Source organism: Streptacidiphilus carbonis (genome assembly GCF_000787775.1).
GTDB lineage: Bacteria > Actinomycetota > Actinomycetes > Streptomycetales > Streptomycetaceae > Streptacidiphilus > Streptacidiphilus carbonis.
Genome location: NZ_BBPM01000004.1, coordinates 148,446 through 166,335, shown reverse-complemented (window position 1 = coordinate 166,335; position 17,890 = coordinate 148,446). Strand labels below are relative to the sequence as shown.

Genomic DNA, 17,890 nt, shown 5'->3' with positions numbered 1-17,890 from the left:
GGCGCACCCGAGGGCGATTCCAGCGTAGCTCCTAGCGGGCCGCTCCGGTGGCCGGTTCGGACCGGTCGAGACCGGAACCGGATCGGGGGGCGGCGGACACCAGGGCCGCCTCGAACCGGTCGGGCCGGGTCGGGAAGGCCAGACAGCTCTCCGCCCGGGCGGGGCCGGCCTCGGAACGGCGGACCTCGACCACCCAGCGCCGCCCGTTCGTATGGGATACCGCGACGGACCAGAGGTCCTCGGCCAGTTGGTGCTGAGTGATGGTCAGCGCCTCGGCATCGTCCTCGCCGGTGGCCTCCCGCACCGCCAGTTCGGCGGCCTGGGCCGGACGGTCCCAGAAGGATCGGCCGCGGCACCATTCCGGCACCATCCTGCCGTCCCGGGTGGCCTCCAGGATGTCCTTCGCGGCATGGGCGGACATCCGCCCGTAGGCGTAGCCGTAGGGCAGCACCAGCATCGTGGGGGAGAAGCGGTGGCCGCCGAGGTGGGTGACCTCCCAGACCTGGGCATGCCCGCCGGCCTGGAGTTCGGCGGCCAGCGGACGGCCGAGCAGTGCGCAGCAGCGGTCCCGGCGCCCGTTGGTGCACACCAGGGCGAGCGGGTCGCCCCGGTAGGCGCTGCCCGAATCGCCGTGGTCGCCGGCCGCGAGCGCTGCGAAGTCCAGAGCGAGCAGCTCGGCCGGATCGTCCAGGACCAGCGAGCGGATCCAGGAGCGGCCCGGGCGGGTGTGGGCGAGGTAGACCTGGCGGGACGGTGCCGGCGGGGCGTCGGCGTGCCGTCCGGGCCGGCGGATCAGCGCGATCCGCAGTCCGGTCCCCTTGGCCCGGGCCTCCAGAGCCCGTCCGAGCGCGGGGTCCAGGTGGCTCTCCGTCAGCGCCCGGGCACCCCAGGGACCCGGCTGCTCGAGCAGGAGCCAGGTGGCCCCGACGGCGGCTGTGCCGCTCAGGGGCTCGGTCAGTTCCCTGGAGAGGGTGGTGCAGGTGCTCACTCTGGCAAGGTTAGCCTTACCGGCCTTGGTTTCTCCCCCCTGAGTCCTCATTCGGGGGACGGAAGCGGATTCGATGGCCGGATATCAGTACGAGAGATGGATCAGTACGAGGGACGGAAGGGGGCGAGTGGATTGGGGAGCTCGGTCCACTGGTCGCCCGCGGCGGCTCCCGCGAGCCGCATCCGGCACAGCGCCTTCACCTGGAGCGGCTGCTGCAGCAGTGCGCGCCGGTCCTCCGGGCACAGCACGTCGGCGGCGCGCTCGGCCTCCTCGGCCACCGCGGCCCACAGCGCCTCCTCGGCCCGGCGGTCACCGCCGCCGAACGCCGCCACCAGGGTGCTGAGGCTGCCGCCGACCAGGGAGCCGAAGAGCTTGCGGTGCAGCGTCAGCGGATCGTCGTCCAGGATGCGCGGCCCCAGACCCGCGGTGCTCACCCCTACGGACGCCAGCCGCTGCGGACCGAGCCGCACGTCCGCGAGGTCCCGGTAGACCAGGCGCAGCGGGTGTCCGTCCGGGTCCAGCACGACCAGCAGGTTCTGCCCGTGCGCTTCCAGCGCCACGCCCCAGGAGAGCAGCCGCAGCAGCGGCGGCCAGAGCAGCCGGGCCAGCGAGCGGAGCCAGGCCGCCGGTCGTTGCTGCTGCGGCGGTACGGTCAGGGCCGCCACCGGCACGATCCGCTCGCCGGGGCCGACCCGTGCCTGGGGCGGCTCCCGCAGCAGAGCGGCCAGAGCGGGGCTGAGCGTCCCGTCGACCCGGACGGCCGCTGCCGCAAGGTTGCGCGAGACCGTCAACTGCCCGTCCAGGCGTCCGGTCACCATCTCCAGCAGGTCGGAGAGGCGGGCGCTGTCCAGCACCGATCCGGCGGAGATGTCCCGGACCGACGAGGTCATCCGCAGCGACAGGGCCGTCTTGATGTGGGCGCCGCCTGCCACGGGCGCCAGGGTCCGCAGCGACAGCAGTGGGTGGGCCGGCAGCCGGGCGTCCGGATCAGCGCGCAGCCCGAGGCGGGGCAGCAGCTCCCGGGCCTGCCAGGGGTGGACCGGCAGCAGCAGCCGGTCCGGGCCGTCCCGCAGGCCCTCGGGCCAGTCGCCGACGACCGTGCAGTCCGAGGTGGGGATCGTGAGCAGGCGCAGGCCGACCACCGGGTGGTGTTCGGGCGCGTACGCCAGTTGGTCGGCGACGCTGAAGCCGGGGCGGCTGCGGCAGCAGGGGTGGTAGGGGTGGCCGTCGACGACGCTCTGCTCGGCGGCGACCAGCCCGTCGGCGCTTCGTGCCGACTGGTCGGCTGCCGCGGCGCCGGCCCGGGACAGCGCCGTGGAGGCCGTGCTGTGGTCCAGTTCGGTGATCAGGCCGGCGCTTCCGGGAATGCCCAGAGCCGCCAGCAGCGCCGCCGGATGGGAGTACTCGGAACCGTCCGCCCACACCGTCAGTTCGTCCTTGGGGGCCCCGGTGTCATAGGGCCGCACCACCGGTCCGCGCAGTCGGCGCCGGTCCAGGCCGGGCAGTTCCTCGAAGCACAGCGAGCGCCAGAGCCGGGCCAGTACCGCGGCCCGCGCGCCCGGCAGCGCCTCCTGGTAGGCGGCCACCAGCCCGGGGCGGACCTCCCGCAGCTCGGCGGCGAAGGCGGTTTCCATCGGACGTGGTTCGGAATGCATGAGACTAGGTCATACCCCAGCTCAGGGCGGGGGCGCAGCTCTGGAGAGGGTGAACGTATGGGTGCGGCTGATCTGGTGGCCCGGACCGGTCTGTTGAACTGCCTGGTCCGGGAGTTGGCGCAGCGCGTCGATGCCGGGACCCTGCTGCTCCCGGCGAGCGGCGTGCTGATCCGTGTCGCGCCTGGCCGCTGGCCCTCCGCGCCCGAGCTGCGCACTGCTGGGGGCTGGCTCCCACTGGACCTCGAAGGGCTGATCGCGGTGGCCGAGCGGGAGCTGACGGCCGGCACCGGAGTGGTCAACACCACACTGGGCGGGGAGATCCGCGACAGCCGTGACGTGGTGGCGGCGCTGCTCACGGCCCGCGCGGCGGCGTCGCCCGCCGACGACCCGTATCTGCGCTCCGAGCAGGCGCTGCTGGCCGGCCACCGCTACCACCCGGCGGCCAAGACCCGGGGAGGAGGAGCACCGCGCGACTGGCTGCCCTACGCGCCGGAGGCGTACGCCTCCTTCCCGCTGCGGCTGCTCGGGGTACGCGACGACCTGCTGGCGGGCGAGGGCGACACCGCTGCGGTGGACGCGCTCTGGGGCGGCCGGGCGCCGCAGGGGTACCGGGTGCTCCCGGCCCACCCCTGGCAGTTGGAGCTGATGGGTGCCCACCCGGGGCTGCGGGACGGACGGTTGATCGATCTCGGGGTCACTGCCGAGCGGGCCTGGGCGACCTCGTCGGTGCGCACGGTGTACCTGCCGGAGGCCGATCTCTCGCTGAAGTTCAGCCTGGACGTGCGGATCACCAATGACATCCGCCGCCTGTGGCGACGCGACCTGCGCTGGCTGGCGCCGGTGGACGAGGTGGTCGCGAAGGCCTTCGCCGAAGCCCCGGCGGGGGCCGCGGTACTGGCCGACAGCGGGTACCGCACCGCGAGGCTGGGCGGCGAGGACGCCTACGAGGCGTACGCGGTGCTGGTGCGGGAGGGTTTCGGCACCGCGGGGGCCAGGCCGCTGCTGTCGGCCGGGCTCAGCGAGGGGTTCAACGGCAGTCCGCTCGAAGGGCTCGCCGATCCGGAGCGTGCCCTCGAGTGGTGGCGCTCGTATGTGGAGCAGGTGGTGCCGCCGGTGCTGCACGCGTTCTTCCAGCACGGGGTGGTACTGGAGTGCCACCTTCAGAACGTCCTGGTCGCCATGGATGCCGACGGCCTCCCGGTTCGGGCGGTCTTCCGCGACCACGAGGGAGTGAAGCTGCTGACGCAGCGGCACGCCGAACTGCTCGCGAGCATGGGACCTGACGTCCCCACCCCCGGGGTCGACGCGGGGTACGGCTGGGACCGGCTGGTCTACTGCCTGGTGACCAACCATCTGCTGGAGATCGCCGGGGCGGTGGCCGAGCAGTGCCCGGCCTCGGGCCGCCTGCTGTGGCCGACCGCCCGCGAGGTCTTCAGCCGCTACGCCGACCACCCCGAAGTCCGCGACCTCCTCGCCGCCCCGACCGTCCCGGCCAAAACCAACCTGCTCCTCCGCTGGACCGGCGCGGACGGAGCCGACTCGACCTACACCCCCCTGCCCAACCCCCTCCGGGCGGACTGAGGCGGCGTCAGAGATCAGGAATGTCCGCCTTCGCCCGCAGCAGGGTGTCACGACTGATGACGACGATCTTCTCGTAATCCGCCCGAGACGCGTCCGGGGGCAGTAGTTCGTCCAGCTCCTTGGTCATCTCCGTGCCGATGACTGCGAAGCGGCCGTCCGACAATTCGAAGATATCCGGGCAGTTGGCCCCGGTAGAGCTTCCGCGCTCTCGGGGGCTTGCGCCGATTCTACGTACGATGAGCAAGGGAGATCTTCCTTGAAGGACTTCTCGATACCCGTGGGAATCAGAAAAGTGTTACCGAGGCATGGAAGTCTGATTGAACAGGTAGCTCCAGTCCCGCGCAACTGCGCCTCACTCGTTTGACGTATGTTCCCTACCCCCGGTCTCAGAAGTCCCTGGTGACTCGTATATCACTTGGTTCACCAGTTTGGCGAACGCATGTTCGGCTGAGCCCTCGGCGAGAGGTGTGCGAGACGGCAGTGACTCCCGCCAGTATTCTCTGAAGATCGCACTGTCGGCGATGCTGCGCAGATACCCGAGCGACTCCTCGTCGCTGTGAACTTCCAGCTTATGATTGAGGAAAAGGTGCGAGAATATGAGATTCGCATACAAATATTGACGGATTCGCTCATGCGGAACATCGGACCTGTACTGGCCCAGGACTTCGGCCAGGGATGCGTCGTCGATCGCCATTTTGATCAGCTCCATGTGGAGTCGGCGCAGGTCCGCCTCGGCTGATCGTTGCAGTTCCCGGTGCGACTTGCTCAGCGCATCCCGCTGCATGGCAAGCTCCTTGCGCTGCATCACCGTCGTACCGATGACCAGGAGCAGGGCGATGCCTGAGAAGACCGCACTCCCGGCATCGAAGTACTGTCCCACAGTGCCGAGTTGCTGAGCGCGGCCGGAACCTCCCCAGTATGTCTCCACCGAGCGGTTCATCCAGCCGCTCAAGGCCACGCATGCGACGACGACAAACGCCAGCAGGACCAGTGAGATGACGATTCCGGCGACGTGGTGCCAGACCTTGCGCCTCGTGAACCCAGTGCCTTCCACAGCGGACCCCCGATCCGTGCCGAGGCGTGTCGGAGTCAGGATCGGCGAACAGGGACTCGCGACAGCGCCTGGGTGGACGTACGCATGACTGCCGAGCAACGCCGGCCGGCCGGCCACGGGCGTTCGGGTGGTGGGTACGACCCGGTTGCCTCCATAGATTGGGATGCCCGTGGGGGAGCGCTGGAAACGGCGGCTACTGGGCAGTTCAGGAGCCCTTGGGCCCAGCGCGGTACCCCCGGTGACGGTGCGTCGGAGGGGTGCGTCCGGGACGGTGGGAGTCCGGACGCACCCCTCCGGAGTGCTTCTGTACGCCGTTCGGTGCGCCCCTGCGCGGCTACGCCGGGCCGGCCACCGCTGCGATCTCCTTGGCGAGCGGGACGCCCGAGCCGTCGCGTCGGGGGTCGCGGCCGGGCAGCTCCGCGGGGGAGCCGTTGGCCGTGGCGGCACGAGCGGGGGTCGCGCCGGCCCAGGCGAGCACCAGCCGGTCCTCGCCCTTCAGGAAGCGCTGGCAGCGCACCCCGCCGGTGGCCCTGCCCTTGCGCGGGTACTGGTCGAACGGCGTCGCCTTCGCCGTGCCCAGGCCGCCCAGCCCCTCCAGGGTGTCCGAGGAGGAGCCCGCGACGGTCACCACCACGCCCTCGCCGGACGGGTCCACCGCCGTGAACGAGAGCACCGAAGCGTCGTCGGCCAGCTTGATGCCGGCCATGCCGCCGGCCGGCCGCCCCTGCGGACGGACCTGCGAGGCCTGGAACCGCAGCAGTTGGGCGTCGGAGGTGATGAACACGAGGTCCTCCTCGCCGCTGCGCAACTCCACCGCGCCGACCAGCCGGTCGCCCTCCTTGAGGCCGATGACCTCGAACTCGTCCTTGTTCTCCGGCCAGTCCGGAACCACCCGCTTGACCACGCCCTGCGCAGTGCCGAGGGCTAGGCCTGGCGAGGACTCGTCCAACGTGGTCAGCGCCAGCACCCGCTCACCCGCGTCCAGCTTCAGGAACTCGGACACCGGGGCGCCCCCGGACAGCGTCGGCGTGGTCGAGCTGGGCGGCAGCGACGGCAGGTCGATCACCGGCAGCCGCAGCACCCGCCCCGCCGTGGTGACCGCCCCGATGTCGGCCCGCGCGGTGGCGGCCACGGCCGAGACGATCACGTCGTGCCTGGCCCGGCCGCTCTCGGAGTCGACCGCCTGTACCGTGTCCGCGGTCCGGGCCAGCAGCCCGGTCGAGGACAGCAGAACTCGGCAGGGGTCGTCGGCGACCTCCAGCGGTACCGCAGCCGTCGGTACGGCGCCGGCCTCCAGCAGCACGGTGCGCCGCTCGGTGCCGAACTTCTTGGCGACCGCCGCCAGCTCGTCGGAGACGACCTTGCGCAGCACCGTGTCCGACTCCAGGATCTCGGTCAGCGCCTGGATCTCGTTGTGCAGCTTGTCCTGCTCGGCCTCCAGCTCGACCTGGTCGAAGCGGGTGAGCCGGCGCAGCGGGGTGTCCAGGATGTAGACGGTCTGCGTCTCCGACAGCGAGAAGCGCTCCATCAGGCGCTCCTTGGCCATCGCGGTGTTGTCGCTGGCCCGGATGATCGCGATGACCTCGTCGATGTCCAGCAGCGCCACCAGCAGGCCCTCGACCAGGTGCAGCCGCTCCTGGCGCTTGCGGCGGCGGAAGTCGGAACGCCGCCGGACCACCTCGAAGCGGTGGTCGACATAGACCTCCAGCAGCTCCTTCAGGCCGAGCGTCAGCGGCTGCCCGTCCACCAGTGCGACGTTGTTGATGCCGAAGGACTCCTCCATCGGCGTCAACCGGTAGAGCTGCTCCAGCAGTGCCTCGGGGACGAAGCCGTTCTTGACCTCGATGACCAGCCGCAGCCCGTGCGAGCGGTCCGTCAGGTCCTTGATGTCGGAGACGCCCTGGAGCTTCTTGGCGTTGACCAGGTCCTTGATCTTGGAGATGACCTTCTCGGGCCCGACGTTGTACGGGAGCTCGGTCACCACCAGGCCCTTGCGGCGCGGGGTGACGTCCTCGACGGACACCTTGGCCCGGATCTTGAAGGTGCCGCGACCGCTCTCGTAGGCGTCCCTGATCCCGCTCAGCCCCACGATCCGGCCGCCGGTCGGCAGGTCGGGGCCGGGGATGAAGCGCATCAGCGCGTCCAGGTCGGCGTTCGGATGCCTGATCAGATGCCGGGCGGCGGACACCACCTCGCCGAGGTTGTGCGGCGGCATATTGGTCGCCATGCCGACCGCGATCCCGGTCGCGCCGTTCACCAGCAGATTGGGGAAGGCGGACGGGAGGACCCCGGGCTCCTGCTCGCTGCCGTCGTAGTTGGGTGCGAAGTCGACGGTGTCCTCGTCGATCGACTCCACCATCGCCATCGAGGCGGCGGTCAGCCGGGACTCGGTGTAGCGCATGGCGGCCGGCGGGTCGTCGTTGCCGAGCGAGCCGAAGTTGCCGTGACCGTCGATCAGCGGCAGCCGCATGGAGAACGGCTGGGCCATCCGCACCAGGGTGTCGTAGATGGAGGCGTCGCCGTGCGGGTGCAGCCGGCCCATCACCTCGCCGACCACGCGGGCACTCTTCACATGGGAGCGGTCGGGGCGCAGGCCCATCTCGTTGGCCTGGTAGAGCACCCGGCGGTGCACGGGCTTCAGGCCGTCCCGCGCGTCGGGCAGGGCGCGGGAGTAGATCACGGAGTAGGCGTACTCCAGGAAGGAGCCCTGCATCTCGTCCACGACATCGATGTCGAGGATCCGCTCCTCGAAATCCTCGGGCGGTGGGGTATGCGAACTGCGGCGGGCCATCGCGGCGGGGCTCCCTTGCCATTTGCTAGTTCTGTTCCAGTACGGGCACCCCATTGTGGACCCTGGCACCGACAGCGCCGCGCCGAGGCCACGCCCGCAGCGAACAGGAGCACACTTCGGAGCCCCTGCGCGTTGCATCACAATGGAGCCGGACCGGGCAGCGCGGTGTCCGGACCGGACCGGCAGTACCCGCCAGAGCAGTACCCGCCAGAGCAGTACCCGTCAGATCAGCACAGCGACCGACCGGAAGGACGAGGAGCGGATGGCCCACACGGCCCCCAGCACCACCGACGGATTCGTCATCAGCGAGCACACCCTGGCCAACGGACTACGGGTGGTGCTCTCGGAGGACCATCTCACCCCGGTCGCCGCCGTATGCCTCTGGTACGACGTCGGCTCACGGCACGAGGTGGCCGGCCGCACCGGTCTTGCGCACCTGTTCGAACACCTGATGTTCCAGGGTTCCGCGTCGGTCCCCGGCAACGGCCACTTCGAGCTGGTCCAGGGGGCCGGCGGCTCCCTCAACGGCACCACCAGCTTCGAACGGACCAATTACTTCGAGACCATGCCCGCCCACCAGGTCGAGCTGGCCCTGTGGCTGGAGGCGGACCGGATGGGCTCGCTGCTGTCCGCACTGGACCTGACCGGCCTGGACAACCAGCGCGCCGTGGTCAAGAACGAGCGCCGCCAGCGCTACGACAACGTCCCCTACGGCACCGCCTTCGAGCGCCTGGTCGGTATGGCCTTCCCGGACGGCCACCCCTACCACCACACCCCGATCGGCTCGATGGCCGATCTGGACGCGGCCACGCTCGCCGACGCCCAGGACTTCTTCCGCACCTACTACGCGCCCAACAACGCGGTGCTGTCCGTGGTCGGCGACATCGACCCGGAGCAGACCCTGGCCTGGATCCGGAAGTACTTCGGCAGCATCCCCGCACACGACGGCAAGCGCCCGCCGCGGGACGGACGCACCGTCAGCCGCGAGCCCGGCGCCGTGCTGCGCCAGCACCTGGTCGAGGAGGTCCCCTCGCAGGCGCTGATGGCCGCCTACCTGCTGCCCGCCGACGGCACCCGGGAGGCCGACGCCGCCGATCTGGCGCTCACCGTGCTCGGCTCCGGCGACTCCAGCAGACTCTACAACCGGCTGGTCCGCCGCGACCGCACCGCCGTCACCGCGGGCTTCGGCCTGCTGCGGCTGTCCGGGGCGCCCTCGCTCGGCTGGCTGGACTCCAAGACCTCCGGCGAGGCCGCCATCGCCACCGTCGAGGCGGCCGTGGACGAGGAGATCGCCCGCTTCGCCGAGGAGGGCCCCACGCCCGAGGAGTTGGAGCGCGCCCAGGCGCAGATCGAACGGGAGTGGCTCGACCGGCTGGACACCGTCAACGGGCGGGCCGACGAACTGTGCCGCTACGCCGTGCTGTTCGGCGACCCGAAGCTGCTGAACAACGCGCTGGCCAAGGTCCTGGACGTGACCGCGGAGGAGGTGCGGGCCGTCGCCGCCAGGTACCTGACGCCGGAGAACCGGGCCGTGCTGACCTACGAGCCCGCCGTCGACAAGGACACCGACACCGACGCGTCCGACGCCGCTGACCAGGATGTGACCGCATGACCATCGAGCCCGCCATGACGTTCCACCCGCGCCCCGAGCCGGGCCAGGCCACCCCCTGGGCCTTCCCCGCGCCGACCCGCAGCACCCTGCCCAACGGTCTGACCGTGCTGCGCTGCGACCGCCCCGGGCAGAAACTGGTCGCCGTCGACCTGCTGATCGACGCCCCGCTGTCGGCCGAGCCGGCCGGCCAGGACGGGGTGGCCACCATCCTGGCCCGCTCGTTCTCCGAGGGCACCGAGAGCCTGACCGCCGAGGAGTTCGCCGGCGAGCTGGAGCGGGCCGGCGCCACCCTGGACGCCCACGCCGACCACACCAGCCTGCGGCTGTCGCTGGAGGTGCCGGCCTCCCGGCTGGAACGCGGGCTCACCCTGCTGGCCGAGGCGGTCCGGGCGCCGGCGCTGCCGGCCGACGAGATCGAACGGGTGGTCGCCAACCGTCTGGACGAGATCGTGCACGAGCTCGCCAACCCGAGCCGTCGCGCCGCCTTCGCCCTGTACGCGAACCTGTTCGACGCGGCGGACCGGATCTCCCGGCCGCGGGCCGGCACCGCCGACACCGTCAAGGGCCTTGACCGGGCCGCCGTCGCCGCCTTCTACGCGGCGCACGTCCGCCCGGCCACCGCGACCGCCGTCATCGTCGGCGACTTCGCCGCGGTGGACTTCGACGCCGTCCTCGCCGCCACCCTCGGCGCCTGGACCGGCGACGCCCGCGCCGCCTCCGTCCCCGAGCCGGTCACGGCGGACGACCACGGCCGGGTGATCATCGTGGACCGGCCCGGCGCGGTGCAGACCCAGCTGCTCATCGGCCGGATCGGCCCGGACCGGCACCACCCCGACTGGGCCGCGCAGACCCTGGGCACCTACTGCCTCGGCGGCACCCTCACCTCACGGCTGGACCGGGTGCTGCGCGAGGAGAAGGGTTACACCTACGGGGTCAGGGCCTTCGCCCAGCCGCTGCGCTCGGCGGCGGACGGCTCCGGCCGGGCCATGCTGGCGATCTCCGGCTCGGTGGACACCGAGTCCACCGCCCCCGCGCTCGCGGACACCTGGACCATCCTGCGCACCCTGGCCGCCGAGGGGCTCACCGACGAGGAGCGCGACATCGCGGTGCAGAACCTGGTCGGTGTGGCCCCGCTGCGCTACGAGACCGCCTCGGCGGTCTGCTCCACCCTGGCCGACCAGGTGGAGCAGTCGCTGCCGGACGACTACCAGGCGCAGGTCTACCGCCGGCTGGCCGAGACCACCACGGCCGAGGCCACCGCCGCCGTGGTCGCGGCCTTCCCCCCGGACCGCCTGGTCACCGTCCTGGTGGGTGACGCCGCCTCAATCGCCGAACCCCTCAAGTCCCTCGGCCTGGGCGAGATCACCGTCGTCCACGCCTGACCCCGACCCGCTGCCCGGCAGGACCGGCGGGCGGACGGTTCCACTACGTCCGCCCGCCGCCGCGGCGCAGACTGCCGCCCCGGCCACTGCGGCGGCGGCGAGGAACACCGCGCCCGGGCCGGAGCGGTCCAGCAGCGCCCCGGCACAGGCCGATCCCAGCGCCGACCCGAGGTTGAAGACCGTGTTCACCCAGGCGCCGGCCTCCATCCGCGCACCGTCGGCCACCGTCGCGTCCACCACCAGGTAGGCCGTCACCAGTTGTGCGTCCTCGCAGATCCCGATCCCGAGGAAGGCGACCGCGCCCACCCCTGCCGACGGCACCAGCACCGGCAGCGCGAAGCACACCGCGCCGACCGCGCCGAGCAGCACCATCCGCCGGGCCGGCGAGGAGCGCCAACTGCGCCGTGCGTAGGCCAGTCCGCCGACGACACCGGCGACCGAGTACCCGGTGAGCAGAGCGCCGGTGCGTCCCGCACCCCAGACGGCGACGGCGCCGATCTCCAGCGCGGCGACGGCGCAGGCCGAGCCGAGGACCACCAGCAGTACGGCGGCGAATCCGGGCGTGCGCAGCAGGTGGTGGCCACGGCCGCGCCGGGCCGACCCGGTGGTGGGGTGCAGCCGGGCCGGGGCGCGGCGGATCGCGGCCGCCAGCGCCGCGAAGCCGGCGAGCACCAGGCCGGCGCAGGCCGCCAGTGCCACCGGCGCCGAGGCGGCGGCGATCAGTGTCCCGCCGATGGCCGGTCCCGCGGCGAAGACCGCGGACTCGGACACGGTGTCCAGACCGAGCGCGCGCTGCCGGAGTCCGGGATCGGTGGCGAGCGTCCCCCACAGCACCCGCATCAGCGGTCCGACCGGGGGTGGGACGAGACCGGTGAGGCCGGCCAGGGTGATCGCGACCCATGACTCGGCCCCGGTCCGGCCGATCACGGAGACGGTCGCGAGCAGGGCGGCGTAGGCCCCGGCGAGCAGCAGCAGCGTGCCGGGCCGCCGTTCGACCAGGCGTGCCCTCGCCGGGCCGAGCAGCGCCGCCAGCAGGCCGAACAGGCCGACGGCGGTCCCCGCCGCGGCGTAGGAGCCGGTGGCTTGACGGAGCGTCAGCAGCAGTGGCAGGGGGAGCACCCCGTAGCAGAGCCGCGCGAGCATGGCGGCGCCGAACAGACTGCGGGCGTGCGGAAGGGCGAGGACGGCGCGATAGGAGGCGCCGCCCCTGACAGGGCGTGACATGGGGTTCTCCGGACTCGGACGCACGGACGGCTGGACGGTTCGCTGAAGTGCCGCCCGGCCGTCGACGGCGCCGGGCGGTCCGCGGGTGCGTCTAGTGCGGTCCGGAGAGATGCATGGCGGTGACGCTAGTGCGGGCCGGCCGTGGTCGGCAAGGGGGTGTCGGCAGGTCGGTCGACACTGCGCTGGGCGAGCGCGCGCCAGCCCAGTAGCGCGGAGAGCAGCAGGGCCACGCCCGAGCAGGAGAAGCCGGCCCGGGCGCCGAGGCTCTCCACGACACCGGAGATCAGGAAGCCGGTGACCGTCGTGGCGCCCGGCAGCGCCATGCTCCACAGGCCCATCACCCGGCCCAGCATCCCCGGCTCGGTGCGCAGCTGCACCAGGGTGTTGGCGGTGGCGATGAACCAGATCGAGGTGAAGCCGGTCAGTGCCATCGCGGCGAAGGTCAGCACCAGGTCGGGGGACCAGGCGACCACCAGTACGGACGCCCCGGTGGCCACACAGAGGGACCGGACCCGGGTACCGGTCGGGGCGCTGGTGCCGGCCGCCAGCAGTGCCCCGGGCAGGGCGCCGATGCCGAACATCGCCATCAGCGCCCCGTACCCGCCGCCGCCCAGGTGCAGTGACCGGGTCGCCAGCGGGGTGAGCGCGATGCCCATGGTGAAGAGCATGCCGCTGGCGGCGGCCATCGGCAGGCAGGCCCGCACCACGGGGGTGCGCCAGCCGTACCGCAGGCCCGAGCGGATCGCTCCGGGCTGCTTCGGGGCGCGTACCCGCACCTCATGGGACTGCGGCTGGAGCCGCCACAGCACCAGAAGCGGGCCGAGAAAGGTCAGGCCGTTGACCAGGAAGCACCAGGCCGGGCCGGCCGTGGCCAGCAGCAGCCCGCCGACGGCGGGGCCGAGCACCCGGGAGGAGTTGATCACGACCTCCCAGAGCCCGACCGCGCTGGCCACCCCTTCCCGGCCCACCAGATCGACGATGTAGACCTGCCGGGCCGGGGCGTCGACCGCGGTGACCGATCCGGCCAGCAGCGACATCCCCAGCACGATCCACAACGGCAGCTGGGAGACGGCGACCAGCACCCCCAGGGCCACACTGCCGACCAGCAGCAGCGACTGGGTCACCAGCAGGATCTGCCGACGGTCGTGGCGGTCCACCAGCGACCCGGCCCAGGGGCCGAGCGCCAGCATCGGCCCCCAGGTGCAGGTGGTCATCACACTGAGCCAGAAGGCGTTGCCGGTGCTCTGCAGCACCACCCAGGACAGCGCCACCGCCTGGGTGGCGGCGCCGGAGGCGCCGAGCACCTGGCTGCCGAACCACCAGCGGAAGTCCCGGCGGCGCAGCACCCGGCCGATTCGGGTCAGGGTCGCTCCCACCCCGGTGGGCATGTCGGCCGCCGCTGTCGCCTCTGCCACCATTGGTCTGGACCTCCCCGAGTCGGCTGCACCTTATCGTCCAGCAGGCGGACTGCGCGATCGAGATATGAGACAGCTGTGAATGTGACTCAGGTCACACCCCCGAGCGGGATTTCCGGGGAGCTGCTCCCCGTTTAGCTGATTGACTGAACGAAGCGGGGAGGGAATCCCCGGTTCGTTGATCACCGTCCACTCAGGACCCGAGCAGACAGAGGAGCGCCATCATGGTCGGCAGGACCGCCGTCAAGCCAGGCACACCCCGTCTGCGCGCCGACGCCACCCGCAACCGCGAGCGCATCGTCGCCGCCGCGCAGGAGGCGTTCGTCGAGTTCGGGGCTGACGTACCGCTGGACGAGATCGCCCGCAGGGCCGGCATCGGCAATGCCACGCTCTACCGACACTTCCCGGACCGCCGCGAGCTCGCCCGCAGCGTCGTCCTCTCCGTCATCGGCACCATCGCCACGGAGGCGGAGGCGATCGCCGCCGCCGCCCCCGACGCCTTCACGGCGCTCGAAGAGATCGTCCACGGCGCGGTGGAGTGGAAAGTGGGCGCCCTCTGCCCGATGTTCTCGGAGTGGATGGACGTCGAGGACCCAGAACTCCTCGTCGCCCGCAACCGCCTCGACAACGTGGTCGAGGGTGTCTTCGCCGCCGGCTATGCGGACGGCACGCTGCGTGACGACGTCGGGCCCGGCGACGTCATGATCCTCGCCTCCCAGATCGCCCGGCCGCTGCCGGGGGTCGACCCGATCCACCACCTCCCATTCGTCCACCGGCACATCCAGCTCGTCCTGGACGGACTGCGCGCACCGAAGCGCTCCGTCCTCCCGGGACACGCAGCCACCCTGCAGGACCTCCGCGACCGTGGTGTCGTCGTGACGGACCCGCAGCACTGACCACTTGCTGAGCCGTACGTACAGCAGCACGACAGCCACAGCACCGACGTCCCTCAGACATGCCTACTTAGCCATGGGAAAAGTCATGCCCAAGACAGACCAGGCGGCCCAGCCCGCCAGCCTCGAACCGGACCCGCAGCGCTGGAAGGCGCTCGCCTTCATCGCCATCGCCCAGCTGATGGTCGTTCTAGACGCCACCGTCGTGAACATCGCTCTGCCCCACGCCCAGGCGGACCTGCACATCTCCGACGCCAACCGGCAATGGGTGATCACCGCCTACAGCCTCGCCTTCGGCGGCCTGCTGCTCTTCGGTGGCCGCATCTCCGACCTGTGGGGACGCAAGCGCGCCTTCATCACCGGCCTGATCGGCTTCGCCGCCGCCTCGGCCCTGGGCGGCGCCGCCGTCAACGAAGGCATGCTGCTCGGCGCCCGCGCCCTGCAGGGCATATTCGGCGCGCTGCTCGCGCCCGCCGCCCTGTCCCTGCTCGCCGTCACCTTCACCGAGGCCAAGGAGCGCGCACAGGCGTTCGGCATCTTCGGTGCCATCGCCGGCGCCGGTGGCGCCGTCGGCCTGATCCTCGGCGGCGTGCTCACCCAGTACGTCAACTGGCGCTGGGCCCTGTTCGTGAACATCGCCTTCGCGATCGTCGCGGCCGCAGGAGCGGTGCTCTACATCCACGAGCGCGAGGAGGGCCGCAACCGCGACCGCCTCGACATCCCCGGCGTCCTGCTCGCCACCACCGGACTGGTCGCCCTGGTCTACGGCTTCACCAAGGCCTCCACCCCCGGTGACGGCTGGGGCGCGCCCATCACCATCGGCATGTTCATCGCCTCCGCCGTGCTTCTCGCCGCCTTCGTCTTCGTCGAGAGCAGGGTCAAGGCCCCGCTGCTGCCGCTCCGGGTCATCACCAACCGCAATCGCGGCGGCGTCTACCTCTCGCTGGGCCTGGCCGTGATCGGCATGTTCGGCCTGTTCCTCTTCCTGACCTACTACCTGCAGCTGGTCAAGAACTACTCGCCGGTCATGACCGGTGTGGCGTTCCTGCCGATGATCGCCGGCATGATCATCGGATCCACCCAGATCGGCGCCCGGCTGATGAACCGGGTCCCGGCCCGGCTGCTGATGGGCCCCGGCTTCGTGGTCGCGGCGATCGGCATGCTGATCCTCACCCAGCTCTCGGTCAACAGCTCCTACGCCGGAACGCTGCTCCCCGGCTTCCTGCTGCTGGGCCTCGGTATGGGTACCGCGTTCATGCCCGCCATGAGCCTGGCCACCTACAAGATCGCCCCGCGTGACGCCGGTGTCGCCTCGGCGATGATCAACACCTCGCAGCAGATCGGCGGCTCCATCGGTACGGCGCTGCTGAGCACCATCGCCGTCAACGCCACCACCAGCTGGGGCAAGTCGCATGGCGTGGCGACCCACCCGGCGCTGGCGGCCCAGGCCCAGGTGCACGGCTACGTGATGGCGATCTGGTTCGCCGTCGGCATCCTGGTCGTCTCCGCCGTCATCGTCGCCACCCTGGTCACCGCCGGGCGCGACGCGGTCGCCCCGCCGGCCGGCGGAGCGGGCGAGGAGATCGGCGAGGCCTCCATCCCGATGATCGCCCACTGACACCGGTCGGCTGAAACCACTCGGCTGACGCCGGGTCAGCAGTACCGCAACACGCAGCGGCCCCCGCCTCGTACGTCGAGGCGGGGGCCGCTGCGTTTCCGCGTTCCCGACCCGAAATCCTTTTGCGCGCCGGTGGTCGACCATGGCTAGATAGGTCCTGCGACCGGCACCACCGCCGGTCCGTGGGCAGTGGAGAGGAGGCGGTCACCATGCGGGTCGAGTCGATTCGCGGGCGCGTCGGCGCCTGCTCCTCCCCCGGGCGACGCCCCTCCACTGCCTGTACCAGGCGCTAGCCGGTACCTGCCTGCGTCCTTGCGAGGACGCACATCTGACATAGTCTCAACTCTCCCCGACCGCGGAGGTCGATCAAGTCATGTCGTACACCGAAGTACCCGGCGTCCGGATCCCGATCCGGATGTGGACCGATCCGGCCACGGTCGAGGGCCAGGCCATGCAGCAGCTGCGGAACATCTCGTCGCTGCCCTGGATCGCCGGCCTTGCCGTGATGCCGGACGTGCACCTCGGCAAGGGGGCCACCGTCGGTTCCGTCATCGCGATGAAGGGCGCGGTCTGCCCGGCCGCGGTCGGCGTCGACATCGGCTGCGGGATGAGCGCGGTCAAGACCTCGCTCACCGCCCGCGACCTGCCCGACAACCTCGGCCGGCTCCGTTCGAAGATCGAGCAGGCCATCCCGGTCGGCCGCGGTCTGCACACCGACCCCGTCGACCCGGGCAAGCTCCACGGCTTCCCGACCGCCGGCTGGAACGACTTCTGGTCCCGCTTCGACGGCGTCGCGGACGCGGTGAAGTGGCGTCGCGAGCGGGCGATGCAGCAGATGGGGACGCTCGGGTCGGGGAATCACTTCATCGAGGTTTGTACGGACAAGTTCGGTTCGGTATGGCTGATGCTGCACTCGGGCTCCCGCAACATCGGCAAGGAACTGGCGGAGCACCACATGGGCATCGCCCACGGCCTGCCCCACAACCAGGGCCTGGTCGACCGCGACCTGGCGGTCTTCATCGCGGACACCCCCCAGATGCAGGACTACCGCCAGGACCTGTTCTGGGCGCAGGAGTACGCCAAGCTCAACCGCGCCGTGATGATGGCCATGTTCCAGGATGTGCTCCGCAAGGAGTTCAGCCGGGCCAAGGTCACCTTCGACCCGGTCATCTCCTGCCACCACAACTATGTGAGCGAGGAGCGCTACGAGGGCCAGGACCTGCTGGTCACCCGTAAGGGGGCGATCCGGGCCGGCTCGGGGGACTTCGGGATCATCCCGGGTTCGATGGGCACCGGTTCGTACATCGTCAAGGGCCTCGGCAACGCGGCCGCGTTCAACTCGGCTTCGCACGGCGCCGGCCGCAAGATGAGCCGTACGGCTGCGAAGAAGAAGTTCGGCGTGCGGGACCTTGAGGAGCAGACCCGGGGCGTGGAGTGCCGTAAGGACTCCGGTGTCGTGGACGAGATCCCGGGGGCCTACAAGCCGATCGAGAAGGTCATGTCCCAGCAGACCGACCTGGTCGAGGTAGTTGCCCAGCTCAAGCAGGTCGTCTGCGTCAAGGGCTGACGTCGTCGGGTGCGAGGAGGCGGCGCAGCGGGGTGGTGTCGGGGGAGTTCGGGGTTAGGGCGGTGTCCAGGGCTGGGGGGAGGGCGGCCTCCACGGCGGCGGGGGGGTGG

13 protein-coding genes are annotated in these 17,890 nt (G+C 71.3%); 6 read left to right on the top strand and 7 right to left on the bottom strand.

Annotated elements, in window-relative coordinates; translation table 11 throughout:
* Positions 1–31: 31 nt before the first annotated feature.
* Both TR46_RS04755 and TR46_RS04750 read right to left on the bottom strand, forming a co-directional pair.
* On the bottom strand, positions 32–988 hold the full coding sequence (locus TR46_RS04755; protein WP_042393887.1) for a ferredoxin family protein: 957 nt from the start codon (positions 986–988) through the stop codon (positions 32–34).
* Positions 989–1,089: 101 nt separating this feature from the next.
* Positions 1,090–2,643, bottom strand: a complete 1,554-nt coding sequence (locus TR46_RS04750) for an IucA/IucC family protein (RefSeq protein ID WP_042393883.1) — start codon at positions 2,641–2,643, stop codon at positions 1,090–1,092.
* A 57-nt stretch (positions 2,644–2,700) separates the two neighbouring features.
* Here TR46_RS04750 and TR46_RS04745 point away from each other — a divergent pair, with 57 nt between their 5' ends.
* Positions 2,701–4,224, top strand: a complete 1,524-nt coding sequence (locus TR46_RS04745; RefSeq protein WP_042393881.1) for an IucA/IucC family protein — start codon at positions 2,701–2,703, stop codon at positions 4,222–4,224.
* 7 nt (positions 4,225–4,231) lie between these two features.
* On the opposite strand, the gene TR46_RS04740 is transcribed toward TR46_RS04745, so the two are convergent.
* The 3 genes from TR46_RS04740 to TR46_RS04730 form a co-directional block, all read right to left on the bottom strand.
* Entirely contained in the window at positions 4,232–4,468 is a 237-nt protein-coding gene (locus TR46_RS04740; protein WP_042393878.1) for a hypothetical protein, read from the bottom strand.
* 108 nt (positions 4,469–4,576) lie between these two features.
* Positions 4,577–5,278, bottom strand: coding sequence for a DUF6082 family protein (locus TR46_RS04735; protein ID WP_052432541.1), 702 nt, complete (start codon positions 5,276–5,278; stop codon positions 4,577–4,579).
* 334 nt (positions 5,279–5,612) lie between these two features.
* Positions 5,613–8,069, bottom strand: a complete 2,457-nt coding sequence (locus TR46_RS04730; protein WP_042393873.1) for a DNA gyrase/topoisomerase IV subunit A — start codon at positions 8,067–8,069, stop codon at positions 5,613–5,615.
* 262 nt (positions 8,070–8,331) lie between these two features.
* Between TR46_RS04730 and TR46_RS04725 the strand changes: the two genes are divergently transcribed.
* Entirely contained in the window at positions 8,332–9,681 is a 1,350-nt protein-coding gene (locus TR46_RS04725) for a M16 family metallopeptidase (protein WP_042394155.1), read from the top strand.
* The gene (locus tag TR46_RS04720; RefSeq protein ID WP_042393870.1) at positions 9,678–11,063 is read left to right on the top strand and encodes a M16 family metallopeptidase; all 1,386 of its coding nucleotides are present in this window, start codon (positions 9,678–9,680) and stop codon (positions 11,061–11,063) included. Before TR46_RS04725 ends, TR46_RS04720 begins: the two co-directional genes overlap by 4 nt.
* Here the strand turns inward: TR46_RS04720 and TR46_RS04715 are convergent.
* Positions 11,004–12,287, bottom strand: a complete 1,284-nt coding sequence (locus tag TR46_RS04715; protein WP_042393867.1) for an MFS transporter — start codon at positions 12,285–12,287, stop codon at positions 11,004–11,006. The two genes, TR46_RS04720 and TR46_RS04715, sit on opposite strands and share 60 nt — an antisense overlap.
* Positions 12,288–12,412: 125 nt before the next feature.
* Positions 12,413–13,705 (bottom strand): MFS transporter, encoded by a 1,293-nt coding sequence (locus tag TR46_RS04710; protein WP_052432540.1) that lies wholly within the window; start codon positions 13,703–13,705, stop codon positions 12,413–12,415.
* Between the two features lie 221 nt (positions 13,706–13,926).
* On the opposite strand from TR46_RS04710, the gene TR46_RS04705 reads away from it, so the two are divergent.
* The 3 genes from TR46_RS04705 (at position 13,927) to TR46_RS04695 (ending at position 17,780) form a co-directional block, all read left to right on the top strand.
* Complete coding sequence (locus TR46_RS04705) at positions 13,927–14,598, top strand: TetR/AcrR family transcriptional regulator (RefSeq protein WP_042393866.1); 672 nt, start codon at positions 13,927–13,929, stop codon at positions 14,596–14,598.
* 85 nt (positions 14,599–14,683) lie between these two features.
* A complete protein-coding gene (locus TR46_RS04700; protein WP_042393863.1) occupies positions 14,684–16,213 on the top strand; it encodes an MFS transporter in 1,530 nt (509 codons plus the stop codon).
* Positions 16,214–16,586: 373 nt separating this feature from the next.
* Positions 16,587–17,780: an RtcB family protein gene (locus TR46_RS04695; protein WP_042393861.1), complete on the top strand. Its 1,194-nt coding sequence runs from the start codon at positions 16,587–16,589 to the stop codon at positions 17,778–17,780.
* Positions 17,781–17,890 lie beyond the last annotated feature (110 nt).